This window comes from Clostridium sp. 'deep sea' (genome assembly GCF_014931565.1).
Lineage (GTDB): Bacteria > Bacillota > UBA994 > PWPR01 > PWPR01.
In genome coordinates this window covers 3,253,000-3,277,566 of sequence record NZ_CP063353.1, presented here as the reverse complement: position 1 = coordinate 3,277,566, position 24,567 = coordinate 3,253,000, and the positions used below count along the sequence as shown (strand labels likewise).

Genomic DNA, 24,567 nt, shown 5'->3' with positions numbered 1-24,567 from the left:
TTATCCGCAGACGACCAAAAGTCGCCCCTACAATATGGTTTTAATTTTCAATGATATATCAATATTTCGCTTACAACAAAAGTTATAAATAAATATGTTAAAGTTTCATTTTTTTAAGGTCATCAGAAATTATTAATTTCGCTTCTGTTAACTCTTGAACCTGTTCTACTGTATAGTTTGGATTTATTTCTGTTAAAACTAGTCCCTCTTTTGTTACTTCAATTACAGCTAACTCTGTTACTATAAGATTAACCTGATTAGCTGCCGTTAATGGAAGTTTACAGTTTTTTAGTACTTTAGCTCCACCTTTTTTTGTGTTATGAGTCATGGCAATAATTACTCGCTTAGCACCAGTAACTAAATCCATTGCGCCTCCCATACCTGGCACCATTTTGCCTGGTATCATCCAGTTTGCTAAATTACCTTGCTCATCTACCTGTAAGGCCCCCAATACAGTTACATCAACATGTCCACCTCTTATGAGGGTAAAAGAGGTTGCACTATCAAAAAAACAGCCACCGGGAAGTATTGTAACAGGCTGTGCACCGGCATTAGTTAAGTCTTTATCTTCTTTTCCTTCTGCTGGTTTACCACCTAAACCTAAAAAGCCATTTTCGGATTGAAAGATTACATTTACACCCTCTGGTATATAGTCTGCAACCATTGTTGGCAAACCTATTCCTAGATTAACTACATCTCCACTTGCTAATTCTTTGGCAACTCTTTGAGCAATTATTTCTTTAACACTCATTATTATTGCTCCTCTCTAACAAGGTAATCAACTAAAATTCCGGGAGTCATTACTTGATCTGGGTCTATCTCTCCCACCTCTACAATCTCACTTACTTCAGCAATTACGATATCTGCTGCTGTAGCCATAAGTGGGTTAAAGTTACGAGCTGATTTACGATAAACTAAGTTGCCATTTTTATCTGCTTTATGGGCTTTTATTAGTGCCACATTGGCTCTTAAAGGTAACTCTAATAAATAATCGATACCTGCTATTGTCATTTTTTGTTTACCTTGCTCTACTACGGTGCCTACTCCAGTTGGGGTTAAAAAGCCACCTAAACCCGCTCCACCAGCACGTATCTGCTCGGCAAGTGTTCCTTGGGGAGTTAGGATTACTGTTGTTTCACCACTGTTTAGTTGAACCCCTGTCTCTGGATTAGTTCCTATATGACTTGTGTATATTTTTTCAACTTGTTTATTTAAAACCAATTTGCCTACACCTTTATCAGGAAAACCGGTGTCATTACATACAAGAGTTATATTTTTTACGTCTTTTTGGGCGATTCCATCTATTAATGTTTCAGGTGTTCCAACTGCCAAAAATCCACCCACCATAATTGTCATTTCATCTTTTATATGTTTTAAGGCTTGCTCAGCTGATATTATTTTACTCAAAGTATTTACCCACCTTTTCTTAATAAGCGTAGAAACCATGTTTTGTTTTGCGCCCTAATAATCCACCCCGAACCATCTTTTTAAGAAGTGGATGAGGCCTGTATTTATCTTCACCAAACTCAGTGTGTAGTACTTCCATAATAGCTAAACATACATCTAAACCAATTAAATCACCTAAAGCTAAAGGGCCTATAGGATGATTTGCACCTAATTTTAGAGCTGTATCTATATCTTGGGCACTAGCAACCCCATCGGCATAGATGCCAATAGCTTCGTTAATCATTGGTATTAATACTCTATTAACAACAAAACCGGGTGCCTCAGCTACTGGTACTGGTGTTTTTCCTAGTTTATTAGCTAACTCAATAATGCTATTATTTACATCTTGTGATGTTGCTAATCCTTTAATTACTTCTACTAATTTCATTACAGGAACAGGATTAAAAAAGTGCATGCCTATTACTTTATCTGGTCTATTAGTAGCTTGTGAAATTTCGGTAATAGACAATGATGAGGTATTTGTAGCCAAAATGGTCTCTGGTTTGCAAATTTCATCAAGCTCTTTAAATATTACTTTTTTAATATCCATCTGCTCAGAGGCCGCCTCTATAACTAAGTCACAGTCACTTAGTTCTTTTAAGTTTGATTTAGTTTCTAGTAATGCCAGTGCTTTATTTTTATCCTCTTCTGTCATTCTTGCTTTAGCAACACTCTTATCAAAACGTTTAGCTATGTAAGCCTTGCCAGCCTCCGCATACTCAATTTTTATATCACATAAAAGGGTGTTAATTCCACTGGCAATAAGGATTTGAGCAATGCCTCTACCCATTGTTCCTGCACCAATTACAGCAATTTTATTAATCATACTTCTCCTCCAATTAATTTTATTATTACAGTTATACACCTCTGCTACCTAGCAGGCGGTATATAACTGTTCTGTTTTATTTACTCTTAAACTTTGGTGAGCGTTTTTCAGTGAAGGCTAACATTCCTTCTTTTTGATCTTCTGTTGAAAAACATAAAGCAAATGTGGATGATTCAATTTGACTAGCAGTGTTATTTTCAACATAAAGGCTTTTGTCAATTGCCATTTTTGCATATCGTACTGCTAACTGGGCTTTATTAGTGATATTGTGGGCTAATTTCATTGTTTCAGGCATGAGTTGATCTGGCTGATATACCTGATTAACTAAACCAATTTTTAAGGCCTCATCTGCCTTGATATATTCTCCTGTAAATATTAATTCTTTTGCTTTAGCAGCCCCTACAATAGCTGGTAATCTGTTTGTGCCACCAAAGCCAGGTATTATTCCTAAACCAACCTCTGGCTGACCAAATTTTGCTTTAGCTGAAGAGATTCTTATATCACAGGCCAGCGCTAACTCGCAACCACCGCCTAAAGCATAACCATTTATGGCTGCTATACTAGGTTTACATAAAGATGCTATTCTATTAAATACTCGGTGACCTAGTTTTGCGAATCGTCGGGCTTCTTCAGAACTAAACTCTTTCATTTCACTAATGTCTGCTCCGGCTACAAATGCTTTTCCTGCTCCGGTTATAACAAAAACAAAGATATTGTCATCTGCAGCAATTACTTCTACAGCATCTTCTAGTTCAACTATAGTTGTAGAGTTAAGGGCGTTTAAAGCTTTGGGTCTGTTGATAGTTACAAGTGCAACATGATCCTCAATTTCGAGCTTAATATTTTGATAATCCAAATACTACTCCTCCTTTATTAGTGTCGTTTATGTCGTTCAAGATTTGATGGCTCTAGGCTCAATGCTTCATCTTCAAAGAGCTTTTGAATACCTATTCTAGACTCATTAAAGTGCTGTTTATGATCACATGATGTACATGGATTCACATAATCTGTTGGTTGGCTATAGGCACTAATTACTCCTTCATAGTTACGTAAAATTACTTTATTTCCTACGCGTGATATTAAATATTGTGGTCCTACAGGAATCTTGCCACCACCACCTGGAGCATCTACTACAAATACAGGTACAGCGTAACCTGAAGTATGTCCTCGTAACATTTCGATTATTTCAATGCCTTTATCTACCGAGGTACGAAAATGGCTTATGCCAGCAGACAAATCACACTGATAAATATAGTATGGACGAACTCTATTTTTAACAAGTAAATGAACTAGTTCTTTCATGATATATGGGCAATCATTTATGCCCCTAAGTAATACAGATTGATTACCAAGTGGAATACCAGCATTAGCTAATAATGCTAAGGCCTCTGCCGCTGGTTTGGTTATTTCTGTTGGATGATTAAAGTGGGTATTTAACCACACAGGGTGATACTTTTTTAGCATATTAACTAAGTCTGGTGTTATTCTTTGAGGCAACACTACTGGCGCTCTTGTACCAATTCTAATGATTTCAACGTGAGGAATGCTTCTTAACTCACTAATAATGTACTCTAAATAATCATCACTAACTAATAAGGCATCTCCACCAGATAATAGTACATCACGTACCTTTGTATTTGAGCGAATATAATTAAAAGCCTTTTGTAAATCTTTTTTAGGACGAGCTTTATCTAATCCACCAGCATACCTTCTACGGGTACAGTGCCTACAGTACATAGAGCACTGATCTGTTATTAAAAATAAAACTCGGTCCGGATAACGATGGGTTAATCCTGGAGCTGGGGAGTCTGCATCTTCATGTAACGGATCCAACATATCATGGTCACTAATATTAAGTTCTTTAGCTGTAGGAACAGCCTGCATGCGTACTGGGCATTTTACATTTTCGGGATCCATAAGTGTTGCATAATAGGGTGTTATAGCCATTCGTAGTGTTTTTAAACACTGTTTTATACCTTTAATTTCGTTATCTGATAGGTTAATTATTTGCTTTAAAGTATCTATGTCCGTAATTCTGTTACGAACCTGCCACTGCCAATCATTCCACTCTTCGGCTGTAACATTTTTAAAAAGTTCTATATTTTTGTAATCACGCATTCTCGTACCTCCTAAATACTATACGTTAGTTGTGTGTTATGCCCAAAATTTTTCGTGCTTCTTTAGGTGTAGCTATCTCTCTATCTAATTCATTAGCTATCCGCACAATTCTCTCTACTAGTTCAGCATTACTGGTAGCAAGTTGTTTATATCTGTAGTATAAGTTGTCTTCAAATCCAACCCTTACATTTCCACCTAAAACAATAGCCATAGTAGCTAAAGGAAGCTCTGCTCTACCTATTCCAGCCACAGTCCATGTGCAATCTTTAGGAATTGACTCTACTAAGTGCAGCAGGTTTTTAGCTGTACCTGGAATAGCACCAGGTACACCCATTACAAAATCAAAATGAAGTGGCATTTTTAGCAACCCTTTTTTTACTAAACGTAAAGCGTTTTGAATCATACCTACTTCAAAGACCTCTATTTCAGGCTTAATAGCTCGCTCTTTCATGACAGTAGCAAATTGTTCTATATACTGAGGGGAGTTATAAAAAACTCCATCTCCAAAGTTAACTGTTCCTCCAGTTAATGTTGCCATTTCTACATCTAACTCAAGGGGCTGCATACGCTCTTTTGCAGTCATGCCTACGGCTCCTCCGGTTGATGGCTGAACAATTATATCTGGACATTTTTCTTTTATTAGTTTTATTGTTTCTGCAAATATTTCTTTACTTTGAGTTGGTTCACCATTTTCATCACGTACATGTAAATGAATTATTGAGGCACCTGCTTTATAACATCCATAAGCAGCATCTGCTAACTCTAGTGGTGATAAAGGCATGTTTGCATTGTCTTTTTTATAGGCTTCTGCCCCACAAATAGCAGCAGTTATAATTAGTTTCTCCATTGTAATTTAACCCCTTTGTAAGTCTTTAGGAACAACACATGTTCCACTTGCTTTACATACTACAATAGGCTCTTTTAAAACATTACAGGCTGATGGTTGCTCTACAATATTGGCAGAGCTTATTACTTTTTTAGCAACAAACTCCATCTTTCTAGAGCTATTTCCTTGTTTAGTAATTGTGCCAGTTGCTTCAATATAGTCTCCTGCATAAACAGGGGCTTTAAACTCAACATTATCGTAGGCCACAAATAATCCTTCATCGCCATCATTTCTAATTAGTAATTCGGTTGCTACATCACCAAATAGCTGTAGCATTTTGGCTCCATCTACTAAATCACCAGCATAGTGGGCATCATGAGAACTCATTCTCATTCTAATCATTACATCTTTCATAATTGACCTCCCCATTTTTAGTAAGTATTTAATCTTTTATCTAGTTCAACTGCAATATAAGCAGCTACATCAGGTGGTAACGAGCCAGGACCAAATCCTGCATCATAACCAAGCTCTGCGGCCAATTCATGTGAAATACGAGGGCCTCCAATGATTAAGATAGTTGAGTCATCTAATCCTTCGGCTTGTGCCATTTCAATAAACTCTGTTAGGTTATGAATATGAACATCTTTTTGAGTAACAACTTGGGATATTAGTATTACATCTGCATCTATTTCTTTGGCTTTTTTAATTAAGTCATGGTTTTGAACCTGACTTCCTAAGTTATAGGCTTCCATCATGGGGTAACGTTCTAAACCATACTCCCCGGCATATCCCTTCATATTCATTATGGCATCTAAACCAACAGTGTGCGCATCTGTTCCAGTACATGCTCCTACTACTACTACTTTTCTGTTTAATCGTTCTTTAATAAAGTTATTGATTTCGTAGTAGCTCATTTTTTTAACATTAACTTTGGGTACTTTAATTTGGGTATAATCAACAGTAGCTTTTGCTGAGCCATATACAACATAAAAACTGTAGTTTTCGCCTAAATCATGATAATGGGTAACCTGAACTTCTTCCATGCCCATCTTTTGTACTATTTGTTTAGCAGCCTCTTTGCCTTCATCTCCAGCTGGTACAGGCAGGGTAAAAGATAGTTGAACTTTTCCATCATTTAAGGTATCGCCATAGGGCATTACTTTGCTTAAATCTAGTTTCATTTTAGTATTCCCCCTTAAGCTGTAACTCTTCTTGCAGTAGCTTTATAAATGGATTACAATAGTTGTTAGCTCTTTTAATAACACCAGATAATCCTTTACCACCCTCTGGGGTGCGTTTAACATTTGCAAACATACCACGAGATAAAGCCTCTTCTATACCTATACTCTCAATATCCTCAAGCATTTCACAGGCCTCAAAAATAACCTGTTTTGCTCTTGTTTGAATAATGCCACCATCTTTAAAGCTAATTTCATCTCCCAGATCTCTTGCAGTATTCATTACATACTTTGAGTTCTGCAGAGCTATAGCTCGGTCTTGCATAAATGGTGTATGAATAGCCTCTGTTAACATTCCCAATAAATGTATTCCTTGACCTGTTAAAACTGAAACTAGGTTAAATAAGGCATCTTGCACTTGACCTTTAAAGATGTCTCCTGTCATATATTTTGTGGGAGGCATATACTTTAAGGGACAGTTAGGAAAGAGTTCACGTGATAGCTGAGCCTGGGCTATTTCGTAAAGCAAACCATTCTCGATGTTTGGATTCATTTCAAAGGCATGACCTAGTCCCATTTGCTCATGGGGTAAACCCGATAATAAGGCTAACTGTTCATTAATTAACTGAGACGCTGTAACAGTATGGCCCTCTTCAAAGGCATCAGCAGTTGTTAAATAGTTATCTTCACCTGTATTAATAACTACCCCAGCATAGGCGTTAATCATACGTGAAAAGTATTGATCAACAAAGGTTCTTTTCATATTGATATCACGGAATAAAATGCCATACATGCTATCGTTAAGCATCATATCTAAACGCTCAAAAGCCCCCATAACAGCTATCTCTGGCATACATAAACCAGAGCAATAATTTACTAATTGGATATACCTACCAACCTCTGCTCCAACTTCATCTAGGGCTTCACGCATAATTGCAAAATTAGCTTGGGTTGCGTAGGTTCCACCAAAACCCTCTGTTGTTGGACCATAGGGAACGTAATCTAATAAACTTTGTCCTGTTGTTCTGATAACTGCAATAATATCTGCACCTTGACGTACCGCAGAACGTGCCTGAGTAATATCTTCATAGATATTTCCGGTTGCTACTATTACATATTGCTGTGGGGTTTTTCCTGGTGGATATATTTTGCAAAGTTCATCTCTCTTATTGCGATTTTCTTTAATCTTTTGCATAGCCATACAAGTGTTTAAATCTAGTGCTTGATCGATTTCAGCTTCGTCTTGCAGTGGCACTTTGACTAAATCTATTTCACCAAGCGCAACTTTTTCTGCTACTTGTTGCGGAGTTAATCCGTAGTAAACCATTGCATTTCCAATCCACCAAGCAATACCTCTACTTATTTTATTCTGCTGGTGTACATGATCTACTACCACATTTGGTAGCGGAACATCAAAAGAATCAATACCATCTATACCCATTAGGCGAGCTACTGTTCTTTCTACAGTAATTGTTGTATGTTGGTCTACCATTTCTTGAACGCTACCTGCAATTTTTTCAGCAGCATTACGAGCTCTCTCAACTAAGCTCATGTCTAAATTTAATTTATTCACTACGATCCTCCCTTTATTAGCGACTTTATTTCCTGCTATCTAAAATAAGCTGCTCCGCTCGTTTTAGTATATCTTTATCCATACCTAGTAACTCTGCAATTTTTAAAGCTTTGCTAAACTCCTGTTGTTTTTTATCTACTCTCACAAGGCTATAATCAATACAATTGCTTAAAGCTTTAACATCAGTATTGTAAGCGCCTTTTTTATACCATTTTTCATAGTTTAGACCCTTTGTTTGCCACTCATATACCGGTATTTTTTCACCTATTGCGGTATAGTGGGTAGTTACAATTACAATATTATTGCTATCATGTAATTTCTCTAAGACAGCAATTGCTAAACTCTCCCCCGCTATTGGCGCAGTTCCGTGGGCAATTTCATCTATTAACACTAAACCATATTCATTTTGATGAGTTAATATCTCATTAATTTGGTTTATTTCTTGACCAAAATGACTCAAGCCAGTTAGAATAGAGTCTTCATCACTTTTAGAAAAATGAACATAATCCCTCAGACTTAATTGCATGTTATCCACTGGCACAGGCATGCCTGCATGAACCATAGTTGTAAGTAATTGCACTAACCTTAAAGTAACAGTTTTACCGCCCATATTAATTCCTGTTATAAGGTTAACACCTGCTTTTAGTTCAATTGATCGGGGTGTGAATTTGGCTTTTTTAACTGCTAATTTTTCTTCTAAAACAGGATGCCGACCGTTTGTAATTTTAATTACGTTGTAATTCACTAATTGTGGTAAGGTACATTTTAACTCGTTTGCTACTACAGCCCTGGCAATAAATACATCAATCTGGCCAATACATTTTAATAGATCTTTTAAGCCTTGAATGTGAGGACATATTTGTTTTCTGAGCTTTTGTTTAATAAATAGAAGCTCAGATTGTAAAGTGTATTCAATGGCTTGTTTTTGAGCTTTAAGCTTTAGTAAAGTATCGTTATCCCGAATAGAGTATTTTATGGTGTATTCATTCTCAGAAACAATATAAACATCATTTATGTTTTTTAGTTTTTCAATTAAATCAGCCTCATGTTTACTAATAGTAAATGTTGATGATACCGTTCTAGCTAAAAGGTCTTGCACAAAGTAGTTGTTACTTTGGGTTTCTTTTATAAGACTTCGCTCACAGTTTCTTAAATTATGTCTTACTTCAGCTAAACGTGGGCTAAATGAATCTGCTAAATAAAATGTACCATCTACTTTATTTCCACCTTTAAGTATTTCAATAATACTATTTAGTGATTCAAGATTTAGCTTAAACAACTGCGCTAAATAACTATTACTGATTATTTTGGTAATTCTATTTAGGGTACTACAGCACCTATTTATGTTAAAAAGTGCTATATCTGTAACTACACCAATTTCCATTTGCTCAAGATTATTATCTATATTATTTAACTGTTTTAATAATCTTTTTATGTCTATAGCATTTTTGGTGTTTATTTTAAGAAACTGGCTTACCAAATTAACTTTGTTTAAGAATTTAATAAGTTTAGCTTCTTCACCTCTCTTAAAAACCTCAAAATTTCTATGCAGTTCTTTGCCATATGGCGATAAGGGTTTTATAAGTGAATAAACATAATTAAAGTCTTGGGTTACTAAGTTTTTAGTCCAATTTTCCAAAAAGCGCACCTCCTTTAAAATATAGAGATGTTACTACATCTACAACTGGTAAGGTAGGACATACAGCACTTACTCTACAACCCAGTTTAAGAATATCTAAGGGACTTTGTTTAGTGTTTTGAGGATTTAAGGTAATTGCCGTTAGTGGCATTTTATTACCTACATATAGTTTAAGACCCTTATTTGTTAAACTATGAAGTAATTTAGGTGGTACAAATACATTGCTTGTATCTGGAATAATTATTGCTTTGTATTTGCTATTAAGCGCTTTTAATACCGAAAAGGTAATTGCCCCATTATAAAAAACATAGTGATTCTTATTAACACCCTTATTAAGTACATCTTGATTTTCTATTTTTGTAACAACATTTTTTTGTGATATTAAAGCACATTGATTTTCTTTTATTAACTCATAAACTATATTTTTTATGTCATGAGACACTTTTGGAATATTAAATAGTTTAAATTGGTCTCTGACTTTTGTTACTAAGTTACCAATATTATCGTTACCACCAACAGCAAAAAATGCTGCATCACAAAGCTTGGGTGACATTTGTGAGATTCTATTTAAAGCACCATCCACAATTACAATATCTGCGTATTTACACATGATATCTTTGGCTTTAATTAACCCGTTTAAGGATGAGGGACCTACAATTTCACAATAACCGTGTTGATGATAACGCACAATATACACCTCACCTAACGGTGTATATTGTCCTGTAGCTGCTATAATTTCTAAATCTAAATTTGTTTTTTCTATTAAAGAGGATGCGGTTGCCACAATAGTACCTGATGGTACATATATCTGAGGTTTTTGGTGGCCATCCAACATGTCAGTTTTTTCACCATCATAGCCTATTGAGGTAATGGCAAGTGTTTTACCTATGGCAACCGCGTCGTCAATTAACTTATTAAGAACTACCGTTTTTCCTGCATTTTTATTAAGCCCTGATATTGCTATTGTTATATTGTTTGTGCGAGGTAAAAGGTCAATAAATTTCATTAGGCATAACGCTTTTCGTAAAGTTTACGTAGCTCTTTATTTTCTCGTAATACTTGAATAGCAATGTCAGCATGGTTTTTACAATAACCATTTCCAATAATCATTTGTACATCTCTACCTACACCCTCAGCTCCCAAAGCGGCAGCTGTAAAAGATGTAGCCATACTAAAGAAATAAATTGTGCCATCTTCTTTAGTCGCCATAATTGAACCCATTTCTGTATTGGGTACATTTACGCAATTTATAGTAACGTCAATCATTTCGTTATTGGTAACTCTAGCAACTTCATTCATCATAGCTACTGCATTGGTAGCATCACAAATGATGATTTCATCTGCTAAATTAAGTTTAGCTACTTCATCAGCACCAGCTTGGCTATAACACAAAGCTACTACTTTACCTGCAATACCAACTCTTTTTTTAGCTTCGTGTAAACATAACAAACCAGATTTGCCTGCTGCTCCAACTACTAATACGCTTTGATTAGACTGTACTAATCGAGCAACCTGAGCAGGTGCACCAGCAACATCTAATACTGATAAAGCTAGTTTTTCAGGCATATCGGTAGGTAATTTGGCATATATTCCACTCTCAAAAAGAATAGCTTTGCCTTCGATATCTACTTGATCTGTATCTACTTTTATTTTCTTTATTTTAGTAATTTGTAATGGAGTTAAAGATAATGAAACTAATGTTGCAAGTTTGTCTCCAATCTTTAGGTCGGTTTTACCCTGTAGCTTATTACCAATCTTCTCGACAGTACCAATTAACATACCACCAGAGCCTGTTACTGGGTTATGGTGTTTTCCTCTTTTAGCTACAGTATCTAACATAATTTTGGCAATTTCTTGTTCGTTGCCATTGGCTTGTTGTTTTATTTGAGTAAAACTAGCTGAATCAATATTTAGGGTCTTTACATTTATTAATATTTCATTATCATAAAGATCCATAGTATTATCGATTTTCCAAGCCGGTTGTGGCAAAACTCCCTTAGGTTCTAATACTCGATGAGTTCCAAATTTGCATGCTTTCATTCTTACCCCTCCATTTAATAGCTAAATTAAGCAATCTGCTAAAGCAAATTGTTGCCTCATAACTTAACAATACATAAAGAAACAAGCGCTATTCAGTATTATTTCACTGAATAGCGCTTCATATCATAGTTTAGTAAAAAACGCTATTCAGCATGAAAAAATACACACCGAATAGCGCATCATATACTTTGATATGACAGTAGTTATGTTATGTAGGCATAACTACCAAGATAGTATTAAGAAAACTAATGGTATCTTTCGGCAACTTTCCCCTTTATTAGTAATACGAGTGTTTCTACTCTTAACAGTTACTAACTACCATGAAAATTGCACCTCTATGTACATTATTAAATTATTTAGCGATGTTTTTATTTTTATGTAAGCTACCATTGTAACTTTAAAACAAAAAGCACCATTCAGCTGAAATTACTGAATAGCGCCTCATATCATTTGGATATGACAGTAGTTAAATTATGTGCACCTAACTCCCAAGTGTATTACTCCGTAATAAATAATACCTTTCGGCAATTTATACCTTCATTTAAGATATTGGCATTACGTACCTTTCCACTCTTAAACTACCTAATAAACTGCTCCTCTATATACGCAATATTAAGTTTTTACCTACTATAAATTCTACAGTATTTACCTGAATCCTGCAAGTTTTTTTTATTATTTTTAGCAGTTCGTTTAATTTATTGTGAGCTACTTAATTATATGGATATATTTTGTTTTTAGTTAAATATTTTAATGATTTATTAATCTCTGCACAACCACTTACTTCCAAAACAACTCTGGGTTTATGGCTTAGTTTTTTTATACAATTGTTTACTATATGCCAGTCTATATCTCCTTCGCCAATGGCTAAGTGGGCATCATAATCACTTTTATTATCGCTATAGTGTATATAGGTTATTTTATCTCCTAACACGTTAAACCAGTTTTCAATTGTCTCTTGAGAAAAGACATTTATATGAGCAATATCAAGGCATATATTAACATTGTCTAAATTAATATTCGTTAACAATTCTGAAAGATTTTGCGGATTTAAATCCCAAACATTTTCTAGCAAAATTTCTAGCTCATATTCATTGGCCATTTGGCTCCAAAACAAAGCAGCTTGTAACCAATTATCTTTATATTTTGGATTTTTAATAATTGAGTTAAAACCAGAGTGAAAAACAATAGAACTTGCGCCTAATTCTTTGGCGGTTTCTAAACCAATACGAACCTTTTCACGCGAAGCTCTTTTAATAGCTAAATCAGTACTGGCAACAATAATATCAAAAAAGGCTCCATGTAAACTAATATTGCTGCTAAATTGTTTTAAATGATGTTTATAAAAATCTTTTCGGTAATTATATTCTGTTATATCATTTAACACAGCAGGAGATGCAAAGTCACCGAGTTCAAATGACAACCCGCTAGTGTTGGCTAAGTTTAAGTACTCTGTATAAGTTTCTACACGTGGTTGAATAAAAATGTTATTCACTTTATCCTCCTCGATTCTTTTATTTTATATGTTTAGCTTATCACATATTATATAATCATTCTATGAATAATAATTTTCATTTAATAAATGTTTTAGAGATTTTTAGCAACTAAAATTTTCAGCTAATATTTTAGGTATTTCTCTCAATATATTTATGCAAATATGTTAGAATTAAAGCAAAATAAATAAGAGGTGAACTATGAAAAAATTATATTTTGTTCGACATGGCCAATCTATATATAACGCTCAAAAAAGATATGCTGGAAGCTTAGATGTTGAGTTGAGTGAACTTGGAAAACAGCAAGCACAACAAGTTGGTGAAATTCTAAAAAATTTAGATATTGATATTATTGTAGCTTCATCTCAAAAAAGAGCCCAGCAAACTGCTAATATTATAAACAAGTACTTAAATTTACCCCTTGAAACCGATAGTGATTTGCGTGAAATATGTGTTGGTTTATATGAAGGACTTACAAGAGAAGAAAGCCAAGCTAAATACCCTGAACGTTGGAAACAGGGCCTTAATTCATCGTTTACCCAAGCCATTCATGAGGGAGAATCTGCTCAAGAGGTTCAAGATAGGGTATTTGCAGCATTAGATAGAATAAGTGAAAAACATAAAGAAAAAAAGGTATTAATTGTTGCTCATGGCTTTGTAAGTAAAGCTGTTAATAGGTACTTTAATAGAGAAATTACTGACGAAGAGTTTTTTAGTTATATTATAGATAATTGTACGGTAGTAGAGTTTAGTAAGTAATAATCAGCTAAATTTCTTTAACTTGTAAAGCACGGCATACTCAAAAATGGGTTCGCTCGTGTTTTTTTGTCTCTATACACTGACTATATAAGCTTTGTATGCTAATTGCTAAAAGAAATTCTAGCGTATAATCAATTATAATGTTACAATTTAAGTATATTTTGCTAATTATTAATAACTATAAGAGGTTAGTATAACTATGCCACGAAAATTATTTTGTCAATTACATCCTATCACCTATAAAATATCACAGTATAAAGGTATCTTTTTAAGAAAACTGCTTTGGTTATCCAAAAGCAAACTGTATGCTAACAATTATAACACTGAAAAATTACCACAAATTGTTTATAAACATAAATCACTTATAAGGCGAAAATTAGGTAATGTGGATATGCAACTGCAAGAAAATAAAGCAGTTAATTTAGCTTTAGCCACTCCAAGCATAACTGGCATTGTTATAAAACCAAATCAAATATTTTCTTTTTGGAAACTAGTAGGTAACTGTACAGCTAAAAAAGGTTATAAAGAAGGCTTAATTATTAAAGGCAATAATATTAGTAAAGGCATTGCTGGAGGTATGTGTCAATTTACAAACTTAATTCACTGGATGATTCTACATAGCCCCTTACAAATAATAGAACATCATCACCATAACCAGCTAGATATGTTTCCGGATTATGGCAGACAAATACCCTTTGGCACAGGCACCTCCATTATGTATAACTATAAAGACTATCAGTTTATAAATAATACCGATAAAAGCTTTCAGTTAATAACCTACACTACAGATAAGCATTTATGTGGAGAGCTACGCAGTGATCAAGAGTTAAATTTAAGTTATCATGTTGTAGAAAAAGAGCATTACTTTATGAAGTTAAAAAATAAGTATTACAGACACAATAAGATTTTTAAAAAAGCCATTAACAAAACTACCGGCAATATAGTAAGCGAAGAGTTTATTTTAGAGAATAACTCGTTAGTTATGTATGATAGCAAGTTTATAGCAAAAGATAAAATTAAGATTATAGAGTAATTTAAACAGGACTCGAAAGATCGAGTCCTGTTTTTTATCTTTTTTTATTTAGTATTGCTTTTAATACATTATAACGTTCATTATCAATTGAGATATTTTCTCTTTGTTTAAGGTTTCTTTTTTTTATGAAATAGTTTATTCCCATTAAGAGTATAACAACTGCAACAGGTCCCATAAGTTTATTAAAGCCAATAACATATTCGGCTGTTTTGCCTGTTATAGACTGAGCTAGGGCAATCACATAATAACCTTTAAATAAATATACAGCTGCTACTGCATAAGTTGCTATCATCAATAAAAATCTTGAAGTTTTGTAGTAGGAGTGAACTCCTACAAAAAGCTCAAATATAGAGTATCCAACATAGCCTATTAAGGCTAGTAACATAGTATAAAGCGGTAAAAATAGCCTTTCTTTTTGCTTGACTATTTCACCCTTACCCATTCTTAATTCATAGGATGACCAAGTTCTTAGGTTATCACCTTTGTAAAGATTTAATTGCATATATAGTGCCGCAAAAATCCCTAAAAGAATAAGTACTATAAGTATTACTAAACCTCTTTTTTTAAACACTTTAGGCATTAGTATTTTTGTCTCTCTGCTTTTGAACATCTAACAAAGTGTCCTTTAGAAACTTCTACTAAGCTAACTTCCTCATTTTTACCATACTTATGCATAGATGCACTATAATTAATGTGTTTACGCTTTTTCTCATACTCTGGATTAGGATGAGGTATAGCTGATAATAATGATTTTGTGTATGGATGTAAAGGATTTTTATAGAGCTCATTAGCATCAGCAACCTCTACTAATTTTCCATAATACATTACCCCAATTCTATCCGAAAAATACTTTACTACAGATAAGTCATGGGCAATAAATAAGATTGATAAACCTAGCTTTTTCTTAATACGATTCATTAGATTTAAAACCTGAGCTTGCACCGATACATCAAGAGCAGAAACTGGCTCGTCTGCAATAACTACCTCTGGATTAGTTATTAAAGCTCTGGCAACACCAATACGCTGTCTTTGCCCACCCGAGAATTCATGTGGATATCTTGAGGCATGCTCTTTTGTTAAACCTACTACATCAAGCATTTTATAAATCATGTCCATCATCTCTTCTTCAGAAGTACATAATCTATTAATTCGTAAACCTTCGCCTATAATCTCTTTTACAGTCATACGAGGGTTTAATGATGCTACGGGGTCTTGAAAAATCATCTCAATACCACGGGTAGCGTTTCTGCGCTCTTTGTCCGACATTTTAGCTGCAATATTTTTACCTCTAAAAATAACCTCTCCAGCTGTAGGCTGGTAAAGTCTAATTATCCCTCTACCTGTGGTAGTTTTACCACAACCAGATTCGCCTACTAAACCAAATGTTTCGCCTTTAAAAATATCAAAGCTAACATCATCTACTGCTTTAACTGTAATTTTGCGTTTACCTGTACCACTAGTAAAGTATTGTTTTAATCCCTTTACCTCAAGAACCTTATTATTGTAATCAATTGTTGATCCTTTTCCAAACTCACCACTTTGATAACTCTCATTATTATTTATAAAGTCTTTTTTAGTTACACTTGGCGCCTTAGGATGCATTAACCAAGTGCTAGCAACATGGGTATTAGAAACTTTAAATTCAGGTGGTTGCTCCTCAAAGTCTAGTTTTAAGGCAAACTGGTTTCGGGCTGCAAAAGCATCACCTTTAGGAGGAAACAACATATTAGGTGGCGTACCCGGTATAGCATATAGCTCACGCTGAGTGTCAGTCTCTAAATCTGGCATTGAAGCCATTAAAGCCATGGCATATGGCGTTTTAGCATTATAGAATATATCTTCTACTGTACCTTTTTCTACAATCTTTCCGGCATACATTACAGCTACTGTATCTGCAACATTGGCAACAACACCAAGGTCGTGGGTAATAAATATTACTGCTATATTTCTTTTTCGTTGAATTTCTTTTATTAACTCAAGAATTTTAGATTGTACAGTTACATCTAAAGCCGTAGTAGGCTCATCACAGATTAAGACTTTAGGATCCATAGCTAATGTTGTAGCTATAACAATACGTTGACGCATACCCCCCGAAAACTGAAATGGATATTGTTCATATCTTTTTTCTGCATAAGGAATACCTACGTCTTTCATAAGTTGAATGGCTATTTCTTTAGCCTCATCTTTGGCAATTCTTTGTTTTATTCTTAAGGCCTCCGTAATCTGTTTACCTATTTTCATTACTGGATTTAAAGACGCTAGTGGATCTTGAAAGATCATGCCAATCTCAGAGCCCCTAATGTTACACATCTCTTTTTCGGTTTGCTCTAAAAGATTTTTTCCTTCATATAAAACTGAGCCACTTTCAATATTAGCATTTTTGGTTAGTAGCCCCATTATTGTTTTAGCTGTAACTGATTTGCCTGAACCAGATTCACCTACTATGGCTAATGTTTCACCATTTTTCACATTAAACGAAACGTCTCGAACAGCATGCACTTTGCCACTAAATGTATTAAATGTTACATATAAGTTCTTTACTTCTATAGCATAATTACTCATTATTTTCACCTCTTTTCTACTCTATACCACGTTGGGTAGGATCAAACGCATCACGTAATCCATTACCAAAGAGGTTAAACGAAATCATGAGCAATGATATTACTAGTGCAGGGAACAATGTTAAATGTGGAAATTGAACTAAAACCTTTTGCCCCTCCGCTAACAATACCCCAATTGATGGCTCAGGAGCCTGTACACCTAAACCCAAATAAGCCAAAAACGACTCACTAAAAATAGCTGAAGGAATAGCTAAAGCCGCTTTAGTAATTAAAATACCAATTGCATTAGGCAAAATATGTCTAAATATTAAGGTCATATCTTTAGCACCCAAAGTTCTTGATGCTAATACATATTCCATTCGTTTATATCTGTAAAACTGAGCACGAATCATGCGGCTCATGCCAATCCATCCCTTTAGACATAGTGCTAAAGCTATTGGCAAAATACCAGCACCAAAATAAAGGATAAATAAAATCATTACTACTGTTCGTGGTACACCGTTTAACACCTCCGTAAAACGTTGCATAACAAGGTCAACTGTACCACCATAGTAGCCTGATATAGCACCATATACTACACCAATGAAAATATTAACCAGCATTGAAATTAAAGCAATTAGCAATGACACACGTGTTCCACGCCAAATTCTGGTCCATTGGTCTCGTCCAACATAATCTGTACCAAATAAAAAATATTTATCTTTAACGCCACGGTAGGCATAATCATCGAATTTAATATCTGCCATTTTTACGCCGTACATCTCATACTCTTTTACAACTTTAATAATACTATCTTTATATTCTGTATCAATTTTCGAAGCTCTAACTCGCTTTTCTCTTGTACCATCAAATATACCAAGTTTCTCTATCCCAGGTATTCGGGCTGGTAAATAAGCTAAGTCTATTCTCTGTTCTCTAAAGCTGTATTTAGTCATACTTGGTCCTATTAAAGCCATCATAACAATGACAATTATAATTCCCGCTGCTATAATTGAAGCTTTATTTTTTCTAAACCTGATACCAGCATCCTTAAAAAAACCTACTGGCTCTGTTTCGAACTTATCGTCTTTGAGCTCTTGTTGAGCAGAGTGGGCAAAGGTAAATTGGTCATCTGTATATTTCTTGAGGTCTTTACTCATTAGCGTTTACCTCCCATTCTAATTCTTGGGTCTATAACTCCATACGATAAATCTACTACCAAAATTGTAACTAAACTAATGATCGAATAGAATAATAGCACAGCCATAGATACTGGATAATCTTGGGTAAAAATTGAGCTAACCAATAATGGCCCTGTACCAGGTATAGCGAAAATATTCTCTATTACCAAAGAACCACCTAATATTCCCATAAATAAAGGAATAACCATATTGGCAAGAGGTATAAATGAGTTTCTCATAGCGTGTCTAAAAATAGCCTGGTACTTATTTAATCCTTTTGCTTTTGCTAACTGCATATAGTCTGCATTCATGCTCTCAGCCAACTCAGCACGTACATAACGAGTTAAACTAGCAATACTACCTAAAGATAAGGCAATTATAGGTAATATCATAGAGTGAAACTTCTTTAAGGTTAAAACAGTACTTTTATCTAAAACTATTGGAAACCAGCCCAGTTTAAATGCCAATGTATACTTCATTAATGAAGCAAATACAAAGCTCGGAACAGAAATTGCAATTACAATCAGTACATTCATTATATGATCATATAAGGTATTCTTTTTTAACGCTGTTGTTACTCCAAAAAGAGTAGCAAACGGTAGAATAATAAAAAGTGAAAATACATTTAACTGTAATGTTATAGGCAGTTTTTCTGATACCATATCAACTACCGGTCTTTGGGGTTGCATTGCTAAACTAACTCCAAAATCTCCTCTAAGCATGTCTTTTAAATAATAACCATACTGCACAATAAGGGGTTCATGCAAGTGGTATTTTTCCTCTACTATTTTTACCATGCCATCAGGCATTTCATCTGTGTTCATAAAAGATCCGGGCATCATTCTAATAGTAAGAAATGATATAGTAACAATTAGAAATAAAGTAATAAAAATAAGTACGATTCTTTGCATAGCATATCTAAGCATTTTCTATCCTCCTATTTTTACAAATTGAATCAAGTTAGAGTGTTTATCTTACGATAAACACTCTATTATTTATTACTTATTCCCCTATGTCCATTGGATCTAAATTTGCTTCATATTCTGCAAATCCAACCCCTGGAACATACTCATCTACCAGTAAGTGAACTCTATCTGAGAATAGATATGGAGTTCTACTTTCATAAAGTGGAATGTGAGTGCAACTATCTAACATGATTTTTTCCATTTGAGCTAGTTTATCTAAACGAGTTTCTGCATCGATTGTGGGTTCCATGATTTCTTCATATAATTTGTCATACTCAGCATTTGCAAATGTACCGTGTTTACGTGCATAACTAGATGTATAAACTTTCATACCACTGTATGGATTTAGTCTACTGCCAGCCCAGCCACCAAAGCCCATATCAAAGTTTTTGGCTCTTAATTGCTCGTAACATACTCTCCAAGGCATACCTTTTAACTTAATATCTAGTCTGTCTGAACCAAAGAGTACTTCAAATTCTTCTTCAATTACTTCTGCCATAACCTTCATATTATTAGAGTCTTCGAAGTATAAAATTTCAACTTCCATCTTTTTGTTTCCGTTAGCAGCATATGCTTTATCAAAACAGCTTTTAGCGTAATCTAAATCAAGGCTATAGTTTTCAGAGATATTAGCCTTAGCCTGTTTTGTATCGCGATAAAAAACTTTAGTCTCTAGGTTTGCTACCTTAGCTGAAGAAATATAGTAGTTTGCTGGAATATGTGTTTTATAAATATCCTTAGCAATTTTTTCTCTAGGCATAGCATAGAACATAGCTCTTCTAAAGTTAATGTCATCTAAGAATTTTTTATCTGATTTAGTATTTATATACATGTTTCTAATAGAGGTTGAACTAGCGTAAATTAACCCTGGGTGATCTTCATATTTATCAAAATCACTACCAGATATAGTACAATAATCAGTCTCTCCAGTTTCGAATAATTGAACTATGGTATTATTGTCTTCACTTACTTGCTCAGTAATTATTTCTGGAACAAAGTGTTGAGCTCCACCGTAGTTTTCATTTTTAACATATTCTCTGTACTTATCACGTGTCCACTCAACTAATTTATAAGGACCAGATGAAGGTGTAGTCTCTACAGAAGTTCCATATGTATTTTCTGTTCTATCTGAATTAAAACATTGCTCATATAATTCTTCTTTAATTGGAGAAGTAGCACCACCACCAGCAAAAGCAGACATAAAGTCAAAATCAGTAACTTTTTGCTCAATTGTAACTACGAGTGTATTGTCATCAGTAGCTTTAACTCCAACCTCAGACCATTCACATTCACCAGCTAAGTACTTTTCACCATTTATAACCTTAAACTCGTCAATTAAGACATCACCACGACGGTTAGCTAGTTTTGGATCCATTAGAACTTTGTAAGTATACTCATAAGTGTGCGCAGTAATTGGTGTTCCATCACTCCACTCATTGTTGTTTCTGAGTTTAAAAGTCCATACTGTACCATCATCATTTCTTGTTGGCAAAGCCTCTGCATGCATAGGAGCAAACTTATATGTTTTGTTTTCTGCATCTAATACTAAGTCAAGTAAATTACCATTTATTAAGGTTAATACACGACTCTCAGCTGTATTGTTATACACTTGTTGATTGAGTGTACCAATACTGCTATTTGTTTTTCTAAAAATTAACTTACCCTTTACATCAGTGTTGGCGCTACTAGTACAACCTGTAACTGCAACCATCAACACTAAAGCAATTAACAATAACGAACATACCTTTTTCAAGATAACTGCCTCCTCAAATTTTTTTTATTTCAATATCAAGCAGAGCTTAATATTAAACTACTAATAAATAATTTTATTTATTATATTTTTAAACAATTATGTTTTTATTTAACATCCAAAATGTATAAAAAAATTATATATATTTTGTTAATTACTTGAGTAAAGTAGTTGTTTAATTTGATTATTATATTTAATTAATATGATATATGTAATTTTATGTAGTTCAAATTGATTGAAAATAATTATACTACACTAAAAACCTTTGTATATACTGTAATTATAATAATTTTGCTGGCAAGATATTTATTAATTATATAACCATATTATACTTTTTTAATATAACAAATAAGAATATAAGCTTAAAAACGATATAAAATACTATATTTAGGTATATATATAGGTAGTTTACTAATTAGTCACGCTGTTAACTAAACTAACTCAATATGTATACATGTATACAAAATACATCCATATAATTTCTTTTTATTGTTAAATTAATAACTATATACTAAAAAATTACCATTTAAAAACTAGTGCAATTGTTAACTATTTAAGTGCTTTAAACACAAAAAAAGACGTTAAATCAAACGTCTTTTTTTATTATTTAAATTACTATATAACAAAAGCTAAAAGATTTTAACAGTAGCTCTTTTAATTTTTATTCTTTAAAATGTTTTTTAAAACGTTAAAGCGTTGTCGATCTTGGCAATCATCAATTTTTTTATAATGTAGGTTATAAAACTTAATTATTTCATTTATGCCACACAGCAAAAATATGAAAATAAAAGGCCCCATTATCTCAAAGAATCCCATTAAAAACTCGCCTGTTTTGCTCGTTAGGATCATTGCTTGACCTATTACATAATAGGCTTTAAACAGGGCAATTATTGATATCATATACAGCAAAACCATTAACAGATAAAGTGGTGTGCTATAGTATGAATGGGTACCAATTAAAACCTTAAACAAGTTATATCCTAACATAAGGCCAACTGCTAATAACATACACCATATTGGTGAGTAAAACATATCATTTTGGTTAATTCGTTTTAGCACTTCACCTTTAAACTCATGAGGGGCATAAAAGTAGGGCTCCCCCTTATATAGCTTAGTTTGCATGTAGAGAGCTGAAAACACAGCCAATGTTATTACTATTACAAGGGTAATCAGTCCTATTTTTTTCATACCAATTTTCATTCCAATCTACTTTAGTTTTGCTAAATATCTTTTCATTTCGTCTTGGCAACAGCGTACAAAATGTCCTTGTTTGATTTCAACTAGTTCTACTTTTTTATCCTTATAATTATGCATTGAAGGATGATATTTAATTAGTTTTCTTGTTTTTTCATACTCTGGATTAGGATGAGGTATTGCTGATAATAATGATACAGTATAAGGATGTAAGGGGTTTCTGTATAGCTCCTCTGACTCAGCAACCTCTACCAATTTACCATAATACATTACGCCAATTCTATCTGAAAAGTATTTTACAACAGATAGGTCATGGGCAATAAACAAAATTGTTAATCCTAATCTCTTTTTTATGCTATTCATTAGGTTTAAAACCTGAGCCTGTACTGATACATCAAGTGCTGAAACAGGTTCATCAGCAATTACTAGTTCGGGATTTGTTATTAAAGCTCTAGCTACTCCTATTCTTTGGCGTTGACCTCCGGAGAACTCATGGGGATATCGTGAGGCATGTTCTCTTGTTAAACCTACAACATCCAGCATTTCATAAATAATATCCATCATTTCAGCCTCTGACTTGCAGAGTTTATTAATACGTAAACCTTCACCAATAATCTCTTTAACAGTCATTCTGGGGTTAAGTGAGGTAATTGGGTCTTGAAATATCATTTCAATACCTCTAGTAGAATCTCTACGTTCTTTATCTCGCATTTTTTGAGCAATATTTTTGCCTCTAAAGATAACTTTACCAGCGGTAGGCTCGTATAATCTAATTATTGCTCTGCCAGTAGTAGTTTTACCACAACCAGACTCACCTACTAAACCAAAGGTTTCACCTTTATAAATATCAAAGCTAATATCATCTACTGCTTTAACTACTAGTTTTCTTTTACCCCAGCCACTAGTAAAATGCTGTTTAAGACCTTTAACCTGTAAAACTTTATTTTTATAATCAATATGAGAGGCTTTGCTATAAGAGGCTTCTTCTTTCTCTTTATGGGCAATAACAAAGTCTTGTGGTTTAACCTCTGGAGCATCTGGATGTAACAACCAAGTGCTTGCTACATGAGTATCGCTAATCTTAAACTCTGGTGGTTGCTCTTCAAAGTCTACGTTTAAGGCAAATTGATTTCTGTTAGCAAAAGCATCACCTTTAGGTGGAAACAACATGTTAGGGGGGGTACCCGGTATGGCGTATAACTCCCGCTCCGTATCAGTTTCTAGGTCTGGCATTGAAGCCAATAAAGCCATTGCATATGGAGATTTAGGGTTATAAAAAATGTCCCTAACAGAACCCTTTTCAACAATTCTTCCAGCATACATAACTGCTACATTATCTGCTACATTCGCTACTACTCCAAGGTCATGGGTAATAAATATTACCGCAATATTGCGTTTTCTTTGTAGTTCCTTAATTAAGTCTAAAATTTTTGACTGTACAGTTACATCTAAAGCAGTTGTTGGTTCATCACAAATTAAAACTTTGGGATCACAAGCTAAGGTAGCTGCTATTACTATTCTTTGCCTCATACCTCCCGAAAACTGAAATGGATACTGATTATATCGTTTTTCAACTTGGTCAATTCCAACATCTGTCATCAGTTTTAAGGCTTTTTCTTTGGCCTCAGCTTTACTCATTTTTGATTTAAGTCTTAAAGCCTCAGTGATTTGTTTACCAATTTTCATAACCGGATTAAGCGAAGACATGGGGTCTTGAAATATCATACCTATTTCTGAACCACGAATATTACTCATTTCATTATCCGTATATTCTAAGATATTTTTACCTTCATAGATAATTGATCCTGCTTCTATATTAGAGTTTTTACTTAATATACCCATTATAGTTTTAGCTGTTACAGACTTTCCGGAGCCAGATTCACCTACAATTGCTAAAGTTTCACCCTGTTTCACCTTAAAAGATACATCTCGTACAGCATGCACCTTACCACCGTAAGTGTTAAACGTTACATATATATTATTTACTTCTATTGCATAACTCATTTTAC

Annotated in this window: 22 protein-coding genes and 2 riboswitches; of the genes, 2 read left to right on the top strand and 20 right to left on the bottom strand. The window is 34.0% G+C overall.

The features are described from left to right. Positions 1–97: 97 nt before the first annotated feature. The 13 genes from IMX26_RS15255 to IMX26_RS15195 form a co-directional block, all read right to left on the bottom strand. Complete coding sequence (locus IMX26_RS15255; RefSeq protein ID WP_195159215.1) at positions 98–751, bottom strand: CoA transferase subunit B; 654 nt, start codon at positions 749–751, stop codon at positions 98–100. A gap of 2 nt (positions 752–753) precedes the next feature. After that, the gene (atoD, locus tag IMX26_RS15250; RefSeq protein WP_279324868.1) at positions 754–1,407 is read right to left on the bottom strand and encodes an acetate CoA-transferase subunit alpha; all 654 of its coding nucleotides are present in this window, start codon (positions 1,405–1,407) and stop codon (positions 754–756) included. A 19-nt stretch (positions 1,408–1,426) separates the two neighbouring features. Continuing rightward, positions 1,427–2,272, bottom strand: coding sequence for a 3-hydroxybutyryl-CoA dehydrogenase (locus tag IMX26_RS15245; protein WP_207729295.1), 846 nt, complete (start codon positions 2,270–2,272; stop codon positions 1,427–1,429). A 76-nt stretch (positions 2,273–2,348) separates the two neighbouring features. Beyond that, positions 2,349–3,128 (bottom strand): enoyl-CoA hydratase-related protein, encoded by a 780-nt coding sequence (locus IMX26_RS15240; RefSeq protein WP_195159213.1) that lies wholly within the window; start codon positions 3,126–3,128, stop codon positions 2,349–2,351. A gap of 17 nt (positions 3,129–3,145) precedes the next feature. Next, a complete protein-coding gene (ablA, locus tag IMX26_RS15235; RefSeq protein WP_195159212.1) occupies positions 3,146–4,390 on the bottom strand; it encodes a lysine 2,3-aminomutase in 1,245 nt (414 codons plus the stop codon). A gap of 25 nt (positions 4,391–4,415) precedes the next feature. Beyond that, complete coding sequence (locus IMX26_RS15230) at positions 4,416–5,237, bottom strand: 3-keto-5-aminohexanoate cleavage protein (RefSeq protein WP_195159211.1); 822 nt, start codon at positions 5,235–5,237, stop codon at positions 4,416–4,418. Positions 5,238–5,243: 6 nt separating this feature from the next. After that, positions 5,244–5,630: a hotdog fold domain-containing protein gene (locus tag IMX26_RS15225; RefSeq protein WP_195159210.1), complete on the bottom strand. Its 387-nt coding sequence runs from the start codon at positions 5,628–5,630 to the stop codon at positions 5,244–5,246. 17 nt (positions 5,631–5,647) lie between these two features. Beyond that, entirely contained in the window at positions 5,648–6,397 is a 750-nt protein-coding gene (locus IMX26_RS15220) for an OAM dimerization domain-containing protein (protein ID WP_195159209.1), read from the bottom strand. A 1-nt stretch (position 6,398) separates the two neighbouring features. Beyond that, complete coding sequence (locus IMX26_RS15215; protein ID WP_195161430.1) at positions 6,399–7,946, bottom strand: lysine 5,6-aminomutase subunit alpha; 1,548 nt, start codon at positions 7,944–7,946, stop codon at positions 6,399–6,401. A gap of 46 nt (positions 7,947–7,992) precedes the next feature. Further along, the gene (locus IMX26_RS15210; protein ID WP_195159208.1) at positions 7,993–9,606 is read right to left on the bottom strand and encodes a hypothetical protein; all 1,614 of its coding nucleotides are present in this window, start codon (positions 9,604–9,606) and stop codon (positions 7,993–7,995) included. Beyond that, positions 9,590–10,612, bottom strand: a complete 1,023-nt coding sequence (locus tag IMX26_RS15205) for a hypothetical protein (protein ID WP_195159207.1) — start codon at positions 10,610–10,612, stop codon at positions 9,590–9,592. Before IMX26_RS15205 ends, IMX26_RS15210 begins: the two co-directional genes overlap by 17 nt. After that, positions 10,612–11,646, bottom strand: coding sequence for an L-erythro-3,5-diaminohexanoate dehydrogenase (locus IMX26_RS15200; RefSeq protein WP_195159206.1), 1,035 nt, complete (start codon positions 11,644–11,646; stop codon positions 10,612–10,614). The genes IMX26_RS15205 and IMX26_RS15200 overlap by 1 nt, the downstream gene beginning before the upstream one ends. A 164-nt stretch (positions 11,647–11,810) precedes the next feature. After that, positions 11,811–11,992: riboswitch (Lysine riboswitch) on the bottom strand. 80 nt (positions 11,993–12,072) lie between these two features. Continuing rightward, positions 12,073–12,255: riboswitch (Lysine riboswitch) on the bottom strand. A gap of 100 nt (positions 12,256–12,355) precedes the next feature. Then, complete coding sequence (locus IMX26_RS15195) at positions 12,356–13,138, bottom strand: sugar phosphate isomerase/epimerase family protein (RefSeq protein ID WP_195159205.1); 783 nt, start codon at positions 13,136–13,138, stop codon at positions 12,356–12,358. 199 nt (positions 13,139–13,337) lie between these two features. Between IMX26_RS15195 and IMX26_RS15190 the strand changes: the two genes are divergently transcribed. Both IMX26_RS15190 and IMX26_RS15185 read left to right on the top strand, forming a co-directional pair. After that, the gene (locus tag IMX26_RS15190; protein ID WP_195159204.1) at positions 13,338–13,895 is read left to right on the top strand and encodes a histidine phosphatase family protein; all 558 of its coding nucleotides are present in this window, start codon (positions 13,338–13,340) and stop codon (positions 13,893–13,895) included. Positions 13,896–14,094: 199 nt separating this feature from the next. Then, on the top strand, positions 14,095–14,928 hold the full coding sequence (locus IMX26_RS15185; RefSeq protein WP_195159203.1) for a VanW family protein: 834 nt from the start codon (positions 14,095–14,097) through the stop codon (positions 14,926–14,928). Between the two features lie 34 nt (positions 14,929–14,962). Here IMX26_RS15185 and IMX26_RS15180 read toward each other — a convergent pair whose 3' ends face one another. From IMX26_RS15180 to IMX26_RS18210, 7 genes are all read right to left on the bottom strand, one after another. Next, the gene (locus IMX26_RS15180) at positions 14,963–15,499 is read right to left on the bottom strand and encodes a hypothetical protein (RefSeq protein WP_195159202.1); all 537 of its coding nucleotides are present in this window, start codon (positions 15,497–15,499) and stop codon (positions 14,963–14,965) included. An 8-nt stretch (positions 15,500–15,507) separates the two neighbouring features. Then, positions 15,508–17,490, bottom strand: a complete 1,983-nt coding sequence (locus IMX26_RS18215; protein WP_195159201.1) for an ABC transporter ATP-binding protein — start codon at positions 17,488–17,490, stop codon at positions 15,508–15,510. Positions 17,491–17,506: 16 nt separating this feature from the next. Beyond that, the gene (locus tag IMX26_RS15170) at positions 17,507–18,628 is read right to left on the bottom strand and encodes an ABC transporter permease (RefSeq protein ID WP_195159200.1); all 1,122 of its coding nucleotides are present in this window, start codon (positions 18,626–18,628) and stop codon (positions 17,507–17,509) included. Further along, the gene (locus IMX26_RS15165; RefSeq protein WP_195159199.1) at positions 18,628–19,575 is read right to left on the bottom strand and encodes an ABC transporter permease; all 948 of its coding nucleotides are present in this window, start codon (positions 19,573–19,575) and stop codon (positions 18,628–18,630) included. The genes IMX26_RS15170 and IMX26_RS15165 overlap by 1 nt, the downstream gene beginning before the upstream one ends. A gap of 76 nt (positions 19,576–19,651) precedes the next feature. Then, on the bottom strand, positions 19,652–21,367 hold the full coding sequence (locus tag IMX26_RS15160; RefSeq protein WP_195159198.1) for a peptide ABC transporter substrate-binding protein: 1,716 nt from the start codon (positions 21,365–21,367) through the stop codon (positions 19,652–19,654). Between the two features lie 651 nt (positions 21,368–22,018). Then, positions 22,019–22,552 carry a hypothetical protein gene (locus IMX26_RS15155; protein ID WP_195159197.1) on the bottom strand — a complete coding sequence of 178 codons (534 nt, stop codon included), beginning with the start codon at positions 22,550–22,552 and terminating at the stop codon, positions 22,019–22,021. An 18-nt stretch (positions 22,553–22,570) separates the two neighbouring features. After that, entirely contained in the window at positions 22,571–24,562 is a 1,992-nt protein-coding gene (locus tag IMX26_RS18210; protein ID WP_195159196.1) for an ABC transporter ATP-binding protein, read from the bottom strand. Between the last annotated feature and the right edge of the window lie 5 nt (positions 24,563–24,567).

Coding starts and splice junctions, on each gene's coding strand:
- IMX26_RS15255 (WP_195159215.1), bottom strand. CDS start 751: ATGAGTGTTAAAGAAATAATTGCTCAAAGAGTTGCCAAAGAATTAGCA.
- IMX26_RS15245 (WP_207729295.1), bottom strand. CDS start 2,272: ATGATTAATAAAATTGCTGTAATTGGTGCAGGAACAATGGGTAGAGGC.
- ablA (WP_195159212.1), bottom strand. CDS start 4,390: ATGCGTGATTACAAAAATATAGAACTTTTTAAAAATGTTACAGCCGAA.
- IMX26_RS15230 (WP_195159211.1), bottom strand. CDS start 5,237: ATGGAGAAACTAATTATAACTGCTGCTATTTGTGGGGCAGAAGCCTAT.
- IMX26_RS15225 (WP_195159210.1), bottom strand. CDS start 5,630: ATGAAAGATGTAATGATTAGAATGAGAATGAGTTCTCATGATGCCCAC.
- IMX26_RS15220 (WP_195159209.1), bottom strand. CDS start 6,397: ATGAAACTAGATTTAAGCAAAGTAATGCCCTATGGCGATACCTTAAAT.
- IMX26_RS15215 (WP_195161430.1), bottom strand. CDS start 7,946: ATGAGCTTAGTTGAGAGAGCTCGTAATGCTGCTGAAAAAATTGCAGGT.
- IMX26_RS15205 (WP_195159207.1), bottom strand. CDS start 10,612: ATGAAATTTATTGACCTTTTACCTCGCACAAACAATATAACAATAGCA.
- IMX26_RS15200 (WP_195159206.1), bottom strand. CDS start 11,646: ATGAAAGCATGCAAATTTGGAACTCATCGAGTATTAGAACCTAAGGGA.
- IMX26_RS15190 (WP_195159204.1), top strand. CDS start 13,338: ATGAAAAAATTATATTTTGTTCGACATGGCCAATCTATATATAACGCT.
- IMX26_RS15185 (WP_195159203.1), top strand. CDS start 14,095: ATGCCACGAAAATTATTTTGTCAATTACATCCTATCACCTATAAAATA.
- IMX26_RS18215 (WP_195159201.1), bottom strand. CDS start 17,490: ATGAGTAATTATGCTATAGAAGTAAAGAACTTATATGTAACATTTAAT.
- IMX26_RS15170 (WP_195159200.1), bottom strand. CDS start 18,628: ATGAGTAAAGACCTCAAGAAATATACAGATGACCAATTTACCTTTGCC.
- IMX26_RS15165 (WP_195159199.1), bottom strand. CDS start 19,575: ATGCTTAGATATGCTATGCAAAGAATCGTACTTATTTTTATTACTTTA.
- IMX26_RS15155 (WP_195159197.1), bottom strand. CDS start 22,552: ATGAAAAAAATAGGACTGATTACCCTTGTAATAGTAATAACATTGGCT.
- IMX26_RS18210 (WP_195159196.1), bottom strand. CDS start 24,562: ATGAGTTATGCAATAGAAGTAAATAATATATATGTAACGTTTAACACT.